Source organism: Pseudomonas sp. ChxA, from assembly GCF_030263855.1.
GTDB classification, from domain to species: Bacteria; Pseudomonadota; Gammaproteobacteria; order Pseudomonadales; family Pseudomonadaceae; genus Aquipseudomonas; species Aquipseudomonas fluorescens_CB.
This window is the reverse complement of the sequence record NZ_JARPMK010000001.1, coordinates 1,922,095-1,941,855: the sequence shown is the minus strand read 5'-3', so window position 1 is coordinate 1,941,855 and position 19,761 is coordinate 1,922,095. Positions and strand designations below refer to the sequence as shown.

At 52.1% G+C, this 19,761-nt stretch carries 11 protein-coding genes; 9 read left to right on the top strand and 2 right to left on the bottom strand.

Going from position 1 to position 19,761, the window contains the following annotated elements; genetic code table 11:
* Positions 1–149 precede the first annotated feature (149 nt).
* Entirely contained in the window at positions 150–1,859 is a 1,710-nt protein-coding gene (gene aceK, locus P5706_RS08665) for a bifunctional isocitrate dehydrogenase kinase/phosphatase (protein WP_200431917.1), read from the bottom strand.
* 388 nt (positions 1,860–2,247) lie between these two features.
* Here aceK and P5706_RS08660 point away from each other — a divergent pair, with 388 nt between their 5' ends.
* On the top strand, positions 2,248–3,873 hold the full coding sequence (locus P5706_RS08660; RefSeq protein ID WP_285679000.1) for a methyl-accepting chemotaxis protein: 1,626 nt from the start codon (positions 2,248–2,250) through the stop codon (positions 3,871–3,873).
* A 64-nt stretch (positions 3,874–3,937) separates the two neighbouring features.
* Positions 3,938–4,870, top strand: a complete 933-nt coding sequence (locus P5706_RS08655) for a DMT family transporter (protein WP_285678999.1) — start codon at positions 3,938–3,940, stop codon at positions 4,868–4,870.
* Positions 4,871–5,115: 245 nt separating this feature from the next.
* Here P5706_RS08655 and P5706_RS08650 read toward each other — a convergent pair whose 3' ends face one another.
* Positions 5,116–5,574, bottom strand: coding sequence for a hypothetical protein (locus tag P5706_RS08650; RefSeq protein ID WP_236446757.1), 459 nt, complete (start codon positions 5,572–5,574; stop codon positions 5,116–5,118).
* Between the two features lie 1,238 nt (positions 5,575–6,812).
* Here P5706_RS08650 and P5706_RS08645 point away from each other — a divergent pair.
* The 7 genes from P5706_RS08645 to P5706_RS08615 all read left to right on the top strand — a co-directional run bounded on the left by P5706_RS08645 (position 6,813) and on the right by P5706_RS08615 (position 19,467).
* Positions 6,813–7,646 carry an ABC transporter permease gene (locus P5706_RS08645; RefSeq protein WP_285678998.1) on the top strand — a complete coding sequence of 278 codons (834 nt, stop codon included), beginning with the start codon at positions 6,813–6,815 and terminating at the stop codon, positions 7,644–7,646.
* On the top strand, positions 7,636–8,955 hold the full coding sequence (locus P5706_RS08640; RefSeq protein ID WP_285678997.1) for an ABC transporter ATP-binding protein: 1,320 nt from the start codon (positions 7,636–7,638) through the stop codon (positions 8,953–8,955). Before P5706_RS08645 ends, P5706_RS08640 begins: the two co-directional genes overlap by 11 nt.
* 4 nt (positions 8,956–8,959) lie before the next feature.
* Positions 8,960–13,777, top strand: a complete 4,818-nt coding sequence (locus tag P5706_RS08635) for a glycosyltransferase (RefSeq protein ID WP_285678996.1) — start codon at positions 8,960–8,962, stop codon at positions 13,775–13,777.
* The gene (locus P5706_RS08630; protein WP_285678995.1) at positions 13,774–15,105 is read left to right on the top strand and encodes a glycosyltransferase family 4 protein; all 1,332 of its coding nucleotides are present in this window, start codon (positions 13,774–13,776) and stop codon (positions 15,103–15,105) included. The genes P5706_RS08635 and P5706_RS08630 overlap by 4 nt, the downstream gene beginning before the upstream one ends.
* A 60-nt stretch (positions 15,106–15,165) precedes the next feature.
* On the top strand, positions 15,166–16,671 hold the full coding sequence (locus tag P5706_RS08625) for a glycosyltransferase (RefSeq protein WP_285678994.1): 1,506 nt from the start codon (positions 15,166–15,168) through the stop codon (positions 16,669–16,671).
* Positions 16,668–17,615, top strand: coding sequence for an NAD-dependent epimerase/dehydratase family protein (locus tag P5706_RS08620; RefSeq protein WP_285678993.1), 948 nt, complete (start codon positions 16,668–16,670; stop codon positions 17,613–17,615). Before P5706_RS08625 ends, P5706_RS08620 begins: the two co-directional genes overlap by 4 nt.
* A gap of 211 nt (positions 17,616–17,826) precedes the next feature.
* Positions 17,827–19,467 (top strand): acyltransferase family protein, encoded by a 1,641-nt coding sequence (locus P5706_RS08615; RefSeq protein ID WP_285678992.1) that lies wholly within the window; start codon positions 17,827–17,829, stop codon positions 19,465–19,467.
* Positions 19,468–19,761 lie beyond the last annotated feature (294 nt).

The window sequence follows — 19,761 nt, the reverse complement described above, 5'->3', positions numbered from 1 at the left end:
TAGACACCGAGATACTCCTGAAAGAACTCTGAGTCTGTTTTTGGGGCCGCTGCGCAGCCCAACGCAGGGCAAGCCTGCTCGCCACAACAGCCCACTTCGCACAGACGTTGTTAAATTGGAGCAAGCCTCCTCCCAAACGGTATATGCGTTTACAGCGGGTCTTTGCGCCGATACGGAAACACATCAATCACCTTGCCCGCGCGAATCGCTTCCTGCAGGCCTTTCCAGTAGTCGGCGTTGTATAACTCGCCATGCAACTCGTCGAACAGCTTGCGCTGACCGGCATCGGCAAACAGGAACGGCGGGAACTCTTCCGGGAACACGTCCAGCGGGCCGATGGAGTACCAAGGCTCCGAGGCCATTTCATCTTCGGGCGTGCGCGGTGCGGGGATGTGGCGGAAGTTGGCTTCGGTGAGAAAGCAGATCTCGTCATAGTCATAGAACACCACACGACCGTGGCGGGTGACGCCGAAGTTCTTCAGCAGCATGTCGCCGGGAAAGATGTTCGCCGCCGCCAGTTGCTTGATCGCCAGGCCGTAGTCTTCCAGGGCTTCACGCACTTGGGCGGGGTTGGCGTTGTCGAGGTAGAGGTTGAGCGGGGTCATGCGCCGCTCGGTCCAGCAGTGGCGAATCAGTACCGTATCGCCCTCCACTTGCACCGTACCAGCGGCCACTTCGAGCAGTTCGGCCAGGCATTCGGGCTCGAATTTGCTCAAGGGAAAACGGAAGTCGGCGAACTCCTGGGTGTCGGCCATGCGCCCCACGCGATCAACGCTTTTAACCAGCCGGTACTTCTCGATCACCGTGGCGCGGTTAACGTTTTTCGACGGTGAAAAGCGGTCCTTGATGATCTTGAATACGGTATTAAAACCCGGCAGCGTGAACACGCTCATGACCATGCCGCGCACGCCGGGTGCCATGATGAATTGATCATCGGTGGTGGCCAGGTGGTTGATCAACGCGCGGTAGAACTCCGACTTGCCGTGCTTGTAAAACCCGATCGAGGTGTACAGCTCGGCAATATGCTTGCCGGGCAGGATGCGCTTGAGAAAGCCGATAAACTCCGCCGGCACCGGCACATCGACCATGAAGTAAGAGCGCGTGAAGGAGAAGATGATCGACACGTCGGCTTCATCGGTAATCAGCGCGTCGATCTGGATACCGCGCCCTTCGCGGTGCAACAGCGGAATTACCAGTGGCCACTGCTCATCGCGGGTGTAAATGCGGCCGACCAGATAGGCGCCTTTATTACGGTAGAGCACCGAAGAGAACAGCTCGATACTCAGCTCTGGGTCTTTGCACACCCAATCCGGCAGGTTTTCACGCAACTGCGCCTGGAGGCGGCGCAGGTCGCCGTCGAGGTCGGCGTAAGCTTCGCTGAAGCGGTAGTCGGCGAAGATCTGCGCCAGCGTCGCCGCCAGGTCGCCCGCAGGCTGATACGTGCGGGTTTGCGCCGCACGCGCCCGGCGCAGGCTGGGCCGCGTGGTGTGGATGAACATGCAGCCGTCGCTGATCAGGTCATGGCTGAACAGCCCGCAGAAGATCGAGTTGTACCAGGTCTCGGACAGCTCATCGTCAAAACGCAGGTCGATCAGGCCGATGTACGCGCTCTTGACCAACGGCCACAGGTCCACCGCCAGCAATGTCGCCGCATCGAAGTTAGCCCGCAGGCGCGCCGTGACTTCAGCAACCTTCTCTTCATACAAATTGATCCGCGCCGCCGACGCCGCCTGCCCTTGTTGCCACTGAGCCGTTTCGAAACGTTCGCGGGCACCGTCGGTGATCTGACGAAAGTGCTCACGGTAATCGTCGAAGCCATCGAGGATCATGCGGGCAATGGCAGGGGCGGATGACGACATGCGGGCAACCTCGAAGGGGTATCTGGATGCCTGAGCTTAGCCAGTGAATCGAGGCAGGAGAAGGATGATTTGCGCGGCCTGACTGTACAACATCATCCAATTTGTAGATTTGTTTTCAGTTTTCACAATTCGACCAATCGGTCAATAAACACACCAAAAAGTCACTGGCACCACCGCTACAGGCTTGAAACCGCGTGGCTATACGCTCACCGAGCAGAAACCGCATCAACCTGTGAATTCACAACTTATGTAACACCCTTGATACCACTTAGGGGAAACCCCGATTACTACCTTGATGGCACTTTGATATATAGCGCGCCCTTTCCCAACCTAACAAGGTCTGAAGACCGACCCGGGAACCGGTTCAAACCGCCTAAGGAGCACTAAGATGTCATTGAGGAATATGCCGATCGGCCTGCGCGCCAGCCTGAGTTTTGGGGTGTTGGCCAGCATGCTGGTGATCGTCGGAATGTTTGGCCTGGGGCAGATGGCCAAGCTGCGCGAAAGCGCGTTGGTGATTGAAGAGTCGTGGATGCCGAGCATCGAGAATATCCACGACGCGGCTGCCTGCATCGCCAGCATCCGCCTGGAGTCGATGCGCATGGCGACTACCGACGAATCACGCATCCGCGACACCAGCAAAAGCCTGATCGCCAGCCAGCGCAGCGAACTAAAAACCCTGCTTGAGCACCACACAGACTTGCTCAGCAGCGACGATGAACGCGCCATGCTCAAGCAGCTCAACAGCGATGTGAACACCTACAACAGCATCGTCAGCCAGATGATGGAGTTGGTCGACAAGGACCAGCAGCAAGACGCCATCGACCTGCTCAACACACGCATCGGCCCTCAGGGCACGGTCCTGAATAAAAGCCTGGAGGACATGATTACCTTCAATCAGAAAGGCGTGGAAACCGCAGCGGACGCAGCGGCGCAGATGTATACCAGCGCGCAGTGGGTGGTCGGCCTGATCATTGTGTGTGCACTGATCGCGACCCTGTTGCTTGCCTGGCTGCTGACCCGCAGCATCACCGCCCCGCTCGGCCAGGCCCTGGCCGTGGCGCGCACCATTGCCGGTGGCGATTTGAGCCAGCCCGTCGTGGTCAAAGGCAGCGACGAACCGGCGCAATTGCTCACGGCTCTGGCGACCATGCAGGACCAGTTGCGCACCACCCTCCATGGCATCAGCGAGTCGGCGCAGCAACTGGCGTCCGCCGCCGAAGAGATGAGTTCGGTGATGGAACAGAGCACCCGTGGCCTGCAAGCGCAGAACGATGAGATCGAACAGGCCGCCACTGCCGTTAACGAGATGAGCGCGGCGGTGGACGAAGTCGCGGCCAATGCGGTGTCCAGCGCCGAGGCGTCCAAGGCCTCCGACGAAGACAGCAAGCACGGTCATTACCAGATCAGCGAAACCATCAGCTCGATCCAGAACCTGGTGGACGAAGTGCTCGGCGCGTCCAGCAAGGCCGAAGGCTTGGCCGTGCAGGCTCAGGACATCAGTAAAGTGCTGGAAGTGATCCGCGGCATCGCCGGGCAAACCAACCTGCTGGCGCTTAATGCCGCCATCGAAGCCGCCCGCGCAGGCGAGGCCGGGCGTGGGTTTGCAGTGGTGGCCGACGAAGTGCGCTCGCTGGCGCAACGCACCCAAGACTCCACCGAAGAAATCGAGCAGATGATCAACGGCATCCAGCAAGGTACCCAAGGCACCGTCGAAGCGCTTAACAGCAGCGCCGAGCACGCCGGCCAGACCTTGCAGCGAGCCAACAGCGCCGGCAGCGCCCTGGAAAAAATCACCGCGGCCATCTCGCAGATCAGTGAACGCAACCTGGTGATCGCCAGTGCTGCCGAGCAACAGGCGCTGGTGGCCCGCGACGTCGACCGCAGCCTGGTGAACATCCGCGACCTGTCGACCCAGACCGCCGCCGGTGCCACCCAGACCTCGGCGGCCAGCCAGGAACTGTCACGCCTGGCGGTGGACCTCAACGGCATGGTCACGCGGTTTGTCCTGTAATTAGCGATTGTGTCGTGCAGGCCACTGGGCAACACTCCCCGCCTTATTGATGTAGGAGTGTTCCGTGAGACCTGTCGACACCCTGTACCTGTTGGGGCTGGCTGCCATTTGGGGCGCGAGCTTCCTGTTCATGCGCATCATTGCGCCGGAAATCGGCACGGTGCCGACTGCGTTTTTTCGCGTGTCGATTGCGGCAGCCGGCCTGCTGGTCATCCTCACCGTGATGCGCGTGAACTGGAACTTCCAGGGCAAGTTCAAGACCGTGCTACTGCTCGGCGTGATCAACTCCGGGATTCCCGCCACCATGTACTCCGTGGCGGCCCAGGTGCTGCCGGCAGGCTACTCGGCGATCTTCAACGCCACCACGCCGTTGATGGGCGTGTTGATTGGTGGGCTGTTCTTCAGTGAACGCCTGACGCCTTCGAAAATCGCTGGTGTGTGTTTGGGCCTGTTTGGCGTAGGAGTCCTGACCCGAGCCGGGCCGGTAGCCTTTGATAGGGACTTGTTGATGGGCGCATTGGCCTGCCTGCTGGCCACCACATGCTACGGCTTTGCCGGGTTCCTGGCGCGGCGCTGGCTCGATCAGCGCGGCGGCTTGGACAGCCGACTTTCGGCGTTAGGGAGCATGCTCGGCGCTACCCTGTTCTTACTCCCGTTCTTTGCCTACAGCGCCATCAGCCACCCACCGGCGAGCTGGGGTGGCTGGCAGGTATGGTCGTCGTTGCTCGGGTTGGGGCTGGTGTGTACGGCGTTTGCCTACATCCTGTACTTCCGTTTGCTGTCGTCGATTGGGCCGGTGAAGTCGATGACGGTGACGTTTATGATTCCGCCGTTTGGGGTGTTGTGGGGGGCGTTGTTGCTGGGGGAGCCGTTGTCGATGGCGCATCTGTATGGCGGGGTGTTGATTGCGGGGGCGTTGTGGCTGGTGTTGCGGATTGGGAAGCTGGACAACGCAAGGGAGAAAAAAGCTAGCCCCCACAGGCTTGATCGCAGCTGATCTATAAAGGTTCGGGTGAATCGATACAGCGATTGCCGCCCGCTTTAGACCTGAAACATCTACCCGATGAATCAAGGCGTCGCTAATAAATCGCTACCCGCGAACAGTTCAGAGGCGGATCAGTATCCGCCTCTGAACTTCTAATCGCGGCCTAAGCAGCAACGAAATTGGACCAGTGCTTCAAAATAGACGCTTTTGCAGCTCATGAAGAATGCTCAGGCCTGGTATCCCGAGCAAGCCCTATCTCAGTTCGTTGGGAAGATAGCGCGATGACCATCCCAGTCCGAACGGCCTTCCTTCACTACCAATTGAACACCTGGCGTACTGTAGGCGACAACGCCCAGCGATTTGGAGTGCTCGAAACCACTCAGGGAGAGAGGAATGGAACAAGTCAATACGTCAGTACCCGTACAAAATTTAGCCAACTCAAAATCACCCACATTTTCCGCGATAGTTTGCTTGTCATCATTCAAATGAACCGCAAACGACAGACCGCTTTCCTTGCCGCGGGCCACCTTCATCACAGCAAGCTTATGCTTATCCAACGAATCGGTTGAGTCGAACCGCAGATCCGAGATGGTCGTACCATCGGCGAATACAGTTGTTTTGGACGCCACTGGGCTTTGCGTAGCGGTCGACGTGTAAATGATGCCAGCTACGATTGCAGCAACCGCTACCGCAGGAATAATCCAAAATTTGCTCATGCTACGTTCCTTTTCAATTCAGTTGGATACAACAATTCAGTGGACACAAATACACGTTATAGGGGAGGCACGCTGCGACTACCCCAGGGGGCATTACAACAACCCCACGCCGAGGAAAGGCAGTGTGATAGCAACAAATACGGCTCTTACATAAAAAGATTTGACCGGATTGGCTGCCATTGCTTGATGACTTTACGACCTTCCATAAGAACAACTGACGCGGCTATTACCATCTATCAACAGCCTAACCCGAAGCATGAACACCGAGGTCACTACCGGCTACTTCAAGGACAGAGGTCCTATGAATTCGAAAGCATCATTTGCAAAGCCTTCTCTACACTCTATAGGCCGGCATTTTGACGGGCCGGTATCATAACTTTGTACAGCCAGCTTTGGTAGGGCAAGTGAGCAACGAAAACGCCTGCGCGCCCCTCCCCCCAAAGGCTACCCACTCTCGTTTGCATCTCCTTGCCCACCCTTCGTTGAATTAAATTCCCACCGCCACGTTGATCTCGAGACCTGGGAAGCTTTATTACCGGCCTTTGACACACAACCGCCTGAGTTTATCCTTCGCCAGGACAGCCACCTGTCGGATCACTGCAACATGAGGATCCAAGGAAGGCGCGGCCTTAAGACTGCCCGTGGACGAAACCGATCGGAGGGTGCAAAGCCTCATCTCACTTGAGGTTTGCGTGTACCGAGATGCTTAGCGTTGCAAAATTCAGGCACAAGCGCTTCCGCTTACTGCTCCATGGACCAGACGAATGGCCACAAAAAATTATCGCTAGTCCCATAATGCCAATAAAGCTAAACTCTACGCTTTGAAGCTTTAGCCGACATCGGTACCGCTTTTTGACACGACCGAGCAACGTCTGAATGAGTCCGCCAAAGCAAAAATATTTCGATGAACGCCATAACGTCAAGATCTGGAGAGGCAGCGTCAAAGGGCCCAATCAGACGCCTGCAGAGATCATCGCCCCTCCCTTTGGCACTCGACAAAGGTCAATTTATGGGACGCACGCTGCTCTGCACCCGCTTTTCATTCTTAATTGCTGAATACCTGCTCAAAACCCAATTTTCCCGGATGAAGAGAAAGCATCTGCTATGAAAGCGCCGTCCATTCAAATACCCGATACCGTTTTTATTGAACAAGTAGTAGTGGACGATGGTCAATCCTATTCTATTAATGACCGTATTCAGCAATACGTTCTAAATTTACATCAGGTTAGAATCAACTAATGGAAATGCATACCGCTCAACCACTTTCCCCTTGGCAGATGCTGAAAAGTGGTTTTAGACATCGTCAGTTGATATCCCAATTGACCCAACGAGAAATCTCCTCGCGCTATCGTGGCTCCGTCATGGGCGTGGCGTGGTCATTTATCAACCCGCTTCTGCTACTCACCATTTATACATTTGTATTTTCGACGGTCTTCAAGGCACGGTGGGGCGCTGGCTTGGGTTCTGAGTCAAAAGTCGACTTCGCGCTGGTGCTATTCGCCGGATTGATCATCCATGGCTTCTGTGCAGAATGCATCAACTCGGCACCCAAGCTGATTCTGAGCAACGTCAACTACGTCAAAAAAGTGGTATTCCCTATTGAAGTGCTTACTATGACCTCAGTACTGAATGCCTTGTTTCACTTTACCGTTAGCCTAAGCGTACTGCTCGCCACTCAGCTATTTTTCAACCATACGGTCCCGCTAACGGCCTTATACTTCCCAATAATTATAATACCACTGGTATTTATGATGATGGGCATTTCATGGTTACTGGCTGCACTCGGTACTTATATCAGAGACATCGGGCAAATTACCGGCATGGCGGTGACGGCGCTACTCTTTTTATCGCCGGTTTTTTACCCTATATCGGCACTGCCTGAACAGTATCAAGGCTGGCTGTATCTGAACCCACTGACAGCCATTATTGAAAACGGAAGAGCGACCTTGCTATTTGGACAACTACCAGACTGGCACAGCTTGGCAATAAGCTTCGGGATTGGAGTTATCACTTGCGCCTTGGGCTACGCCTTCTTTCAAAAAACTCGCGCAGGTTTCGCAGATGTACTCTAACGATGTTGCTATCAGTGTCAGCGGTCTGTCCAAGCGTTTCAACATGTATGAAAAAGCTCAAGATCGTCTGTTGCAAATGTTTCTACCCTCGTTGAAGACGCACAAAGAGTTTTGGGCGCTTAACGATATTAACTTTGAAATCGCACGCGGCGAATCGGTCGGCATCATTGGCAAGAATGGTTCAGGCAAATCAACGCTGCTACAAATTATTTGCGGAACGTTAACCCCCACCTCTGGCACAGTAAATGTGAACGGAAGGATTGCCGCCTTGCTTGAACTCGGGTCTGGCTTCAATCCAGACTTCAGCGGTCGTGAAAACGTCTACCTTAATTGTGCTATTCACGGCTTGAATCGCCAACAAACCGATGAATTGATGGATGACATTCTCTCTTTCGCCGATATCGGTACGTTTATCGATCAGCCCGTAAAAACGTACTCCAGTGGCATGTTCGTTAGGCTGGCGTTCTCCGTACAGGCTAACCTGAAACCGGATATCCTGATCGTCGATGAGGCGCTTGCCGTCGGTGACGCCCTCTTTCAGAAGCGTTGTTACGAACGCATCGAAATGCTGACCAGCAGTGGCACTACTCTGCTTTTTGTATCCCATGATGAGGAGTCGGTGCGCACACTCACCCAGCGCGCAATTTTCCTGTCCAATGGCAGAATTCAAAGCGCTGGGCCTTCGGCAGAAGTCATTCTGGATTACCGGAGAGACCTGCACGCCCAAGAAAGTGCCTACCTTGCGCACCTGACGAAAGTTGTTTCAAACAAGACTCAGGCAGCGCCCTCCGTCAAAGGCAAAGCCCCTGACAAGTTCTCATTCGGCAATTTCGACGCAGAAGTCATTTCGGTCAAAGTACTTGATACGGACGGCGCGGAGAAACAAGTTTTCTACCCTACCGAGACCGCGGTACTGCGCGTAGAGTGCGTCAGTCACTCAGACCTTAGCAACCTCAACGTCGGGATTCGGTTGCGCAACAAAGAAGGCGTGAAAATTTACTCCTGGGGCACGTTGAATCAGGACATGGCTATTGATGCGAACCTCTGCGAGGGCGAGCACTTTTGGGGTAAAAGTTTCTCCGCGGGCGAAACTTTTACCGTAGATTTCGAATTTGTCTGCAGCCTGGGTGTAAACCTTTATGAGGTGCAGGCGGCCATTTCGCACGAAGGTAAACCTTATTATGCAGAACAGCGCATCATCCACTGGCGCGATGAGGCTGCTTTTTTCTCGATTGCGACCAAGCCTCGTGAATACCATTTTGGCGGTGTAATGGACCTCCGCATGAAAGCCATTTCGATTAAGGGTTGAACAGATGACTTTGAATTCTGCTGATCTTATTGAATACAGCTCAACCTGCGCACCGATTTTCATGTCGTCCGATGAAATGTCCAAAGTTGCCGAGCAGCTGCTTGGGAGTTGCGGTAACGGTCCGCTTTTGCATATCGGTCTTTCTGACCTGCCCCTTATTCAGTATTTTTTGGCCAGCGGTATTCAAGTCATCAGCCTGGGAATGGACCCCGCCCGAACTGACTATTGTGCACACCGGCTAAACGGTCGTTTTCAACAGCTTGAGGGTGAGCAGTTTCCGTTCGCCAATAACCAGTTCAACACTGTTTTGGTCACCGAACTCCCTCAACCGGGCGTTCTGGAGACGCGGTTTATAGAAGAGATTATTCGTGTCTCCAATGCTAACGTATTTTTGTATCTGGGCCATCCAGAACCCTCGCAGGCTTCTGCGTTCCGCAAATACTGTGAAGCTCAGTTTTTTCAAGCCGGAATGCGTAAGCATCCGGCTTACTACAGAGTAAACGACTACCAGGCGCTTCAAGAGGAACAAGGCAAGGTCGCCATCCCGCTGGAGAAAATTCCCACCGAGGCCGTACTTAAATACCCATTGACTGCGTTGGTCGAAGAGCGCGACTTGCACATGGATATGACCCGTGAGCCAGGTAGTCGCTCTGATGCTCATATCATTCGCTACGTTTTAGCCAGCCGCTATATACGTCCGGGTGATCGCGTGCTCGACGCTGCATGCGGGCTGGGTTACGGCTCCTACCTTTTACGCAAGTGCTCTGATGCCGCTAGCGTGTTGGGTATTGACGGCAGCGAATACGCTATTGAATACGCCAAGCTAAACTTCGCAGCGCAGTCGACCCACCTGAGTTTCAAAGAAGGGTGGCTTCCAGAAGCACTCTTTGATATCCCTGACAACTCGATCGACTTGGTCACGTCTTTTGAAACCTTGGAGCACGTCCAGGATCCGAAAGCCTTGATGGCAGAGTTCCACAGGGTGCTTACGCCCGCTGGGCGCATCGTGTTGTCCGTTCCCAGGGACTGGTCCGATGAGACCGGAGAAGACCCCAACCCCTTTCACTTTCATGTCTACACATGGGAAAAAATCCTCCAGGAAACACAACAACACTTTTTGGTGGAGGCTGCGTTCGGGCAAACGGCCGATCAATATAAGAAAAACAAACAATGGGCGGTGGGCACACGCCAACTTTTCCAAACCAGCGTCGACGCGCTCGCCACAGAAGATCCAGAGTGCGAGTGGTGCTTGCTGGTTGGAATGAAAGCACCGAGTAAAGGCGCTGATGTGCCTTACACGGAAACAACCTATGACCAGTATCCGGAGAACCCGGAATGGCACGTAACGCGATTCGAAGAATACGACAACCCTTGGCTGGTCAAAGGTATGGTCACGATCGGGCATCGCATCAGTAATGCCCAACTACTCAGCGCCCTCAGCAAGCAGGTAGCGCTGGAGGCACCAGCGACCACACCAGACCAGGGCGCGGCGCTATGCGTGTCGGGTTATCAGCTGTACGCCAGCGCTGAATGTGGCTGGCTTGATGTTGAGCTCTTTGAAGGGCAGTGCCAGCCTTACCTGAAAGAGACCGCTTCAACGCCTCAGCAACTAAGATGGCAGGTCTCCCTTTGCTATCTGCTTGCGCAGCTCTGGCAAAAATACGGTGAGAGCCAAAAAGCTATCTCTTATTACGTAGCCTGCACCGCCTTCAACTGTGCTGATTACAGCCCAACGCTCATCACCAAACAGATTCATGCATTCTTGAATCTCGGGCTGATAGAGTCCGGCTGCTCTCACACTCAGGCCGCTATAGACTACTGGCAACAAGGCTTAATCGCAGCCGAAGCAGCATTGAAACTCGATTGGAAAGCCGCCTATGGATCGCTGGAAAACCCAAGCGACTTTGGCCTGTATGAACTAGGCGCTATCGTTGAGTATGCAACCTCCTGCGCGTATGCCTTGAGGTACGTAGAAAATGCCGAGCAGAAAACTCCACAATGGTGGCACCAATTACAACGCGATCGGATCTCACAGCTGCGCCAGCTCGATAAAATGCGCGTTGAAATTGATCGACTGAATAAGCTCCTCATTAATAAAGACATTTTAATGGGCGAAGTGTCTGAAATGGCGAAGCGCGAAGTTAACGCGTTTTATAGCCACACCGTAGAAAAAGATCAGAAACTCAACCAATCTGGTCTAGAACTACAAAGATTGAATTTATTGATCGAGGCTAAAAACGGCCTGTTGAATGAGATCGGTCAAAAACTCAACCACTTGGATCATGTTATTGTTGAAAAAGACCTGCGCCTGAATGAAGTTGGTCAGGAAATTGCTTCGCTAAGCTCAACAACCAGTCACAAGGAATCTAAACTCAATGAGCTGGGCATCGAGATCAATCGTCTGAACCTGCTGTTGACCGAAAAAGACGCTTACCTCAATGAGCTGGGCAGTGAGATTGCTCTTTTCAGTGAACAGAGTGAATTAAAAAGCACCCAGCTAGGCGAACTAGGCACTGAGGTGCACCGCCTACAATCGATGATTACAGAGAAAGACTCTCGCCTCAATGAACTGGGCAATGAAATTGCCAGCTTCAATGAACAGTATGAATTAAAAAACACCCAGCTAGGCGAACTCGGCACCGAGGTGCACCGCCTGCAACTGATGATTACAGAGAAAGACTCTCAGCTCAGTGAGCTGGGCAACGAATTTGCCAGCTTCAGTGAACAGTATGAATTAAAAAACACCCAGTTAGGCGAACTCGGCACCGAGGTGCACCGCCTGCAACTGATGATTACAGAGAAAGACTCTCAGCTCAGTGAACTGGGCAACGAATTTGCCAGCTTCAGTGAACAGTATGAATTAAAAAACACCCAGCTAGGCGAACTCGGCACCGAGGTGCACCGCCTGCAACTGATGATTAAAGAGAAAGACTTACGCCTCAGTGAATTGGGTAGCGAAATCGTTGTTTTCAGTGAACAGAGTGAATTAAAAAGTACTCAGCTAGGCGAACTCGGCGCAGAGGTACACCGTCTGCAACTGATGATGACAGAGAAAGATTCGCGTCTCAGTGAGCTGGGCGACGCCCTCTCCAACCTTAACGAACAGTATGAGCAAAAAGACAATCACCTTAGCGAATTGGCGCTTGAGCTAAACCGCTTGAATTTGGCGATTGTCGAAAAAGACTTGCTACTCAATGAGACCGGTCGGGAAATATCCCGGCTCAACGCTCATTGCGAGGATAAGGAACACCAATTGAGCGAACAAGGGCTGGAGGTTGAACAGCTCAACCTCATGCTATTGGAAAAAGACTCATTGCTTGCCAACACTCACCAGGAAATTTTCGAGGCCAATTTGCAAATCCGCCAGAATGACTCTCAGCTAGATGAGCTGAGCACGGAAGTTAATCGTCTCAACGCGGCGATTAACGAAAAGGATAATGTCATCAACCTACTGAAGGAACAGCTGGAACGGTCCGCAGTGCAATTATCGGAAGAACAAAAAAATTGGTCTCATGCGATCGAGCAAGAAAAATCTCGCTTTAACCAATTGCGCCAAACTCGACTGCTGCGCTGGCGGGATGCGATCGCGGCACGCCCCGTATCACTACGAGGGATAGCCAAAATCATCTACCTGAGTGGTAGTCTGGTCATGCCGTCCGCACTGAGAAACCGACTGCGTGTTGCACTGCTCCCAGCGGTACACCGGTTGCGTAATCAACAAGTGGGTACCGCCGTCAGTACGACTCCTGAGACCGGCTATCTGGTAAAACAGCCGAAAAAACTGGCCGCGGCCCGGCCGGTTGTGGTGCATGTCATTGCTAACTTTATGACCGGCGGCTCATCACGATTAGTAGTCGATATTTATGAATATCTGGGCGGAAAGTACGACCAGAGGATAGTCACCAGCTACGCTCCTCAACCAGCGGCATATGTTGGAATTCCCGTTGAAGAAGTTCGCTTCCCCGACGATGAAGCACCGTTCGTAAACCTTTTTAAAGACATTCAACCAGACTTTATCCACATGCACTATTGGGGTGACTGTGATGAGCCATGGTACGCGAAGGCGGTACAGGCGGCCGAGGTGATGGGCATCCCTGTCATTCAAAACATCAACACCCCGGTTGCACCCTACTATTCGGAAGCGATCAAACGCTACGTGTACGTCAGCGATTACGTAAGACGTGTATTCGGGAAAGATCAATCCAACCACGTCACGGTTTACCCCGGCTCTGACTTCGCCATGTTCCAGTCGCGTAATAGCCGCAAGCCTAAGGAAGACTGTATCGGTATGGTTTACCGCCTCGAGGGCGACAAACTCAACTCCGAATCCATTATGCCTTTCATTCTCGCCGCCCAGAAAAAGCCATCGATCAAAGTATTGATCGTGGGTGGAGGCAGCCTGATGGAGCCTTTTATGAAGGCTACTGAAGAGGCCGGTGTTGCGGAAAACTTTGAGTTCACCGGTTACGTCCCTTACGACACCCTGCCTGCCATTTACGACCGCATGAAGATTTTCGTCGCTCCCGTCTGGAAGGAAAGCTTCGGTCAGGTCAGCCCGTTCGCGATGAACATGCGTGTGCCGGTGGTGGGCTTCGATATCGGCGCTATTGGAGAAATCGTTGAAGACGATTCTCTGCTCGCACCGCCAGGCAACTCTGATGCGCTGTCCGATATCATTGTGTCGTTGCTTGAAGATGATCCTCGTCGCCTGAAAATCGCTGAACTCCACAGAAAACGAGCCCAGAATAATTTCTCTATTCAAGCAATGATTAAGGGTTATCAAAATATTTACAGCGACATCATGGTTGAAAAGAAAAAATGAAAATCGTCTTTTTTGTACATTGTTTCTTCCCCGACCATTTCTATGGGACGGAAACTTATACCCTGGAGCTGGCGAAAAATTATGCTGCCTGGGGCCATGACGTTACTGTCGTGAGCGCGATTTTTCAGGGCGAGCCCGCAACAGAAAATCTTCTCTCTCATTTTGAGTATGAGGGCATTAAGGTTATCTGTCTGGACAAGAACAAGGTTCCGCACAGCCGTATCAAAGAAACGTACTATCAGCCGGAAATGCGCGAAATTCTCAAGTCGCTGCTGTCTGAGCTGCAACCAGATGTGGTGCATGTCACGCACTTGATCAATCACACTTCTGTGCTGCTCGAAGCGACGACGGCGCTGGGTATTCCGACTTACGCCACATTCACCGACTTCTTTGGTTTTTGCCTCAACAATAAACTGCAAGCCGCAGATGGCGCGCTCTGCGCGGGCCCGTCCCGGAGCCGATCCAACTGTGTAGCCTGCTACATAAAAGAAGCTGCTCGCGGCAAGGTTGGGGGCTGGATGGGGTATGCCAAATCAGCCACGGCAGCAAAGGTCATTGCAACCTCAGCTACGTTTTTGCGCAAAATGCCAGGGCTCAAAAATGGTGAAATTGACGGCACTATTGAAGACATTGCACGCCGCCCCGATACACTGATTTCGCTTTATAACCAAGGCTACAAAGGGGCCGTCGCGCCTACGGCGTTTCTGAAAAAAGCCTACTTGGCCAACGAAGTAAAAGTGCCTATGCACGCACTCTGGTTCGGCATTGATATTGATCGTACGGCCAAGCCAACGCGTTCGTCCGATCATGTCCCGACCATAGGCTTTATCGGTCAGATCGCTCCCCACAAGGGCACGGACCTATTGGTAGACGCCTTCCAACGGCTACCAAAAAACTCTGCGCGCTTGAAGATATATGGCCCAGCGGATCAGGACCCAGCCTACATGGCTGACCTCAGAGCGAAAGCAGCGGGTGGTGACATCGAATTCCTAGGCACCTTTGACAAAGGTGACATGGTCGATATCCTGAAGGATCTTGACCTGCTCGTCGTGCCGTCAAAATGGTACGAAAACAGCCCGCTGGTATTGCTCAATGCATTGGCAACACACACTCCTGTGCTCGTTTCCGATGTACAAGGTATGACCGAGTTCCTAGAGCCAGGCGTCAACGGGCTAGCGTTTGCCAGAGGAAGTGCCGACGACTTGTATAAAAAGCTGTCCAGCTTGGTGTTGGCGCCGGCCACACTCTATGGCATGTCCACTACCACAAATTATGATCGGACCCCGGAAACGATGGCCAAGGAAACCTTTGCCATGTATGGCGTCTGATCATTGAACCGACGACTGCCATCAACACCGCGCAAGGTTTGATGGCAGGCCGTTGCCAAAATGAAGTACGTTATCACGCAGCATGCTTTTCCTTCCGTCGACCCCGTATTCAAGGCAAGGGCCGTAAATGGCGATTTCCTCCGAGGCCATATGAGCAGCTTATCCTTGCCCTCCAGCGCCCCACGCATTCTGCTTTGCGTCCATCAATTTTTTCCGACGTTCAGTGCTGGCACCGAAGTGCTCACTCTATCTACCGCTAAAGCGCTGCGTAGCCTTGGCTATGACGTGCGTGTGGTGACGGGCGCCCTGACTCAAGCTCAGATCTATTCCAGCGATAGCTACGAGCTTCAAGGTTTTACCGTCCATCGTATTTGGACGCCCTATCGGCAGGGGAAATTCACAGCCGAGACGGTCGTGGAGGAGTATGACAATCAAAATATTGTGCCTGAGTTTGAGGCGATACTTGAGTCATTTGAACCAGATCTGGTGCATTTTTTTCATTTTAAAAACCTCACGTTATCGTGCTTGCAATCCTGCCTTAAGCGAAATATACCCACTGTATTTACGCCTACCGATTATTGGCTGACGTGCAGGACCTGTCAGTTGCTGAAACCTTGGGGAACTCCGGAGTGCAATGGCCCGGTCAGCCATGCGGGAAATTGCCTGAAGCATCTTCTGATGAATACCAATAAGAGAGTGTTGGTGGACTCGGTAAAAATAGTACCCGCAAAGATGATTGCTTTGCTCTTCCAGATCCTCTCATATCTCCCGTTTTCAAGGCTGGCTCGATATCGAAGAATGTATATCGATCTAAAAATTCGCAAGTCAATTATTATTGGCTATTTATCAAGAACAGACTTGATCCTGCCGCCGACGCGCTCAATTGAATCCTTACTTGAAGCCAATCAAATTTCCGGAAGAAAAATACAGCCGCTTAAGTACGCGGTCGAACCTCCTGTCATTACGCAGGAATTGATACTCAGAGAGCACTCGAAGTCAGGCAGCTATACCATCGGCTTTATAGGCACGCTAGTAACCCATAAAGGTTGCCATGTGTTGCTGGACGCCATCAAGATGATCGACAACAAAAATATCGACATCCGAATCTACGGCGATACCGAACATTATCCAGACTATGTAGCTTCACTACGGGCACAGTGCGCAGAAGACCAGCGGGTTCATTTCGTCGGCACCTTCGCCCCCGATTTGATCGGTGACGTCATGGCCGATCTCGACGCTCTTGTCATTCCATCAATTTGGCGAGAAAACGCACCCTTGGTGCTCCTGAATGCCTTGGCAAGCGGCCTTCCTGTGATCGCCAGTGACGTTACGGGCATCACGGAGTACCTCAATAGCGAAGACACCGTTGAATTGTTTCCAGCAGGTAACAGTCATGCACTCGCTCAAGTGCTGAAAAACCATCTCAATGCATTCAAGTCTGGAACCACTGGCCTACATCGAACGCCAAGAGTTGCAGGCTCTACCTTAAAAATATACGCCAAGGCTCTGGACAAAGCGTATATAGGGCTGATTAAAAGGCCTCATGAAAAAACGGAGATTTTATGAAATATGTGATTTTTGGTGGCGGTGGTTTTATTGGTTCCACAATCGCGGATCAACTGCTGAAAGAAGGGCACAGCCTGCGTATTTTTGAGCGCCCCCGTGTGGAGCCTTACCGCAAATTTACGGACGACGAATCGGTTGAGTGGATCACCGGTGACTTCCAGAGCAAGCACAATCTTCACAGTGCCATGGAGGGCACCGACGGGATACTTCATCTGGTATCCACCACCCTGCCCAAGTCTTCCAACGAAGATACCATTTACGACATTCAAACCAATGTCGTCAGCACCTTGAATATGCTCGACTCCATGGTTGAGCTAAACATCAAGAAAATTGTGTTTATTTCGTCGGGCGGAACTGTTTACGGTCGTCCACATCAGATGCCGATTCCTGAGACCCACCCCACTGAGCCGGAAGTGTCTTACGGTATCAGCAAGCTGACTATCGAAAAATATTTATACCTCTATAGCCAACTTCACGGCATCGAGCCTATTACCTTGCGGGTTGCCAATCCATATGGAGAGCGTCAGCGTATCGAGACCGCCCAAGGCGCAGTAGCTGCCTTTATCAATCGTGCGGTAGCTAACAACCCCATCGAGATATGGGGTGACGGCAGCGTGACCCGTGATTATATCTATATCAAAGATCTCGCCGACGCTTTCGTCAAAGCATTGCGTTATACCGGCAAACATCAAGTTTTCAATTTGGGTTCCGGCACCGGTACTTCGTTGAATGAGCTTATTAATGTTATTGAGAAAATCGTCAACAAACCGATTGAGCGCACGTACAAACCCGGTCGCCCCTTCGACGTACCCGTGAACGTGTTGGACTGCAGCCTAGCCGAACAGGAATTGGGCTGGTCTGCTCAACATAATCTGGCAGACGGCCTTACCAGCACTATTGCGTGGTACCTAAAACAAATGGAAAATAAACCTAAAACCGGCTGAAAAACGTGCCCTCTCTTGAGTCAGCCAAACTCTCGCGGGAAATGCGCTGCATCAGCGATCGGCCAGGATTGGTCTGGTTGATGGTATACAATTTGCAGCCGCCTACAGGCAGACTCTTAAAAGAATGGCTTTGTAGAACTTAAAAGCGGGCGGTGCGCTAGCACCAAGTTATTTTAGTCATTTTTATTGATAGGCCATGTGATTGAACACAATGAAAAAGCTTGACGCCTTAACCTCCTTACGATTTTTCGCGGCGGCGATGATCGTATTGGGCCATAGCCATCCGCTATTCGGCTCCTTTGGCATTGCCAATAACTTCTCCCTTTCTCAAGGTGTCTCGTTTTTTTTCACGTTGAGTGGCTTCATCTTAGCCTACAACTACGAGAGCCTGCCGGATTGGAATTCGGCAAAGCGGTTCATAGTCTCGAGGTTTGCTCGTATTTGGCCGCTGCACATTGCAGCGTTGCTGTTATGGATACTGCTCATAACGCCTAGAGTTTCCATGGAATTTTCTGCCCCGGGGGCAATGCTTAAACTGTTGGCCAACGTGACATTGTTACAATCTTGGACCTTTACCGCGCCTTACGTGCTCTCATTTAACGGCGTGGCTTGGAGCATTTCCACCGAAGCATTCTTCTATGTGGTTTTTGTCTTTGTCGCTTTAAGCCCGAGCAAGCGGCTACCGATAAGCCTTGCCTTTAGCGCTATTTGTACAGCGGCGCTGATTCTTGCCGCGACCACAATCCCGTTATCATCAGATGACGGCGCCCCGGGCGTGAGCATGTTTGGTGCCCTTTACACTAACCCGCTCGCCCGTTTGCTGGAATTCTTATTCGGAGTTTATTGCGCAAAACTGTACAAATTGAAATCGCCTGCGACAAATAATATTTCGCCTTGGACTTGGCTGTTAATTGAGCTGTCTGCTCTCGCCGCTATTGGCTACGCACTCTACGTGGTCGCCAGACCAGCTGTCATATCTCAATACACAGGCGCAGGACTCGGCTACTACATTTACAAGGAAGGTATCTGGCTACTGTGGGGCGCCTTGATTCTCGTCTTTGCTTCTAGCCAAGGCCCTGTGGCGAGGCTTCTATCAACCCGACCGCTAGTGTTTCTGGGTGAAATCAGCTTTGCACTCTATCTCGTACACATGATCGTCTTTAACTTGGCAAGCTTGAACTCCCCCTTATTCAAGGAACTGGGCAACCTAGGGATGCCCATCTTCTGGCTTATCTGTATTACAAGCGCTGCCGCCCTACACTTGACTGTAGAAGATCCGTGCAGACGCCTGATCGTCAACTGGTGGGACAAAAAGCCACGTATCACTATCAAGAAACTTTATCGTGTCCCGCAGTGGCTAAGCCTGATTATTCTCGTTGCAGGGGCTGCCGTGGCCTCTAATTACCAACCAAGCACGGTGGTCGGCGTTAGTCGACCTCAAAATACCATTGAGGGCGCAGGGAGCGTAATTCCTGCTAACCGTTTCGCAAACGGTATTAGCTTGACCGACATTACTTCGTCTGTGCCTAAAGACGGCTTGATCACTCTCAAGTTTTACTTTACAATCCACGACGATATCTCTCTCAATCGTCACTTGGGTATCCACCTTAACGATGCCGGGGGAAACATTATCACCGTGGTAGGGGATATTGTGATTGATAGGTCTAGTTCATCGCACGCGAAAGGTTTTTCATGGATGAACACGATAACTGTTAGGGAAGCTGATTTGAAAAATGCAGTTTCAATTGGCATTGCCAACTTTCAAGATGTAAACAAATTGAATGAGATCGCTGAAGGACCGTCGGATTGGGGAGGGAAAAGGCTAGTAATATCAACAGCATCTCTTCGGTAAAATCCAGTCCGCGCACCTGGCTTCGCTTTTTTACTTCTGCTTGGTCGCTGACCAGACCTCCGCAAAGAAAGAGGGTGTACTTAAACTCAAGTACACTCCGCCTCTAAGCTTTACAAGAGTATTTCACCGTATGCATTCCGGCCCCCTACTGCGTAACAAGGCAGGTTATCAAAAAATCGGCAACCCTGGATAACAACCTAATTAATGTTGTATCGGATTTATTCTAGGCGTATTTAAAAGCCATTCTGCCTATTTAATTATAGCCAGCCAACATAATTTTAAACTTCAGGGAGG

Bases quoted from the DNA above. Each gene is read 5' to 3' on its own strand.
- aceK (WP_200431917.1), bottom strand. From the start codon at position 1,859: ATGTCGTCATCCGCCCCTGCCATTGCCCGCATGATCCTCGATGGCTTC.
- P5706_RS08660 (WP_285679000.1), top strand. From the start codon at position 2,248: ATGTCATTGAGGAATATGCCGATCGGCCTGCGCGCCAGCCTGAGTTTT.
- P5706_RS08650 (WP_236446757.1), bottom strand. From the start codon at position 5,574: ATGAGCAAATTTTGGATTATTCCTGCGGTAGCGGTTGCTGCAATCGTA.
- P5706_RS08645 (WP_285678998.1), top strand. From the start codon at position 6,813: ATGGAAATGCATACCGCTCAACCACTTTCCCCTTGGCAGATGCTGAAA.
- P5706_RS08640 (WP_285678997.1), top strand. From the start codon at position 7,636: ATGTACTCTAACGATGTTGCTATCAGTGTCAGCGGTCTGTCCAAGCGT.
- P5706_RS08635 (WP_285678996.1), top strand. From the start codon at position 8,960: ATGACTTTGAATTCTGCTGATCTTATTGAATACAGCTCAACCTGCGCA.
- P5706_RS08630 (WP_285678995.1), top strand. From the start codon at position 13,774: ATGAAAATCGTCTTTTTTGTACATTGTTTCTTCCCCGACCATTTCTAT.
- P5706_RS08625 (WP_285678994.1), top strand. From the start codon at position 15,166: ATGAAGTACGTTATCACGCAGCATGCTTTTCCTTCCGTCGACCCCGTA.
- P5706_RS08620 (WP_285678993.1), top strand. From the start codon at position 16,668: ATGAAATATGTGATTTTTGGTGGCGGTGGTTTTATTGGTTCCACAATC.
- P5706_RS08615 (WP_285678992.1), top strand. From the start codon at position 17,827: ATGAAAAAGCTTGACGCCTTAACCTCCTTACGATTTTTCGCGGCGGCG.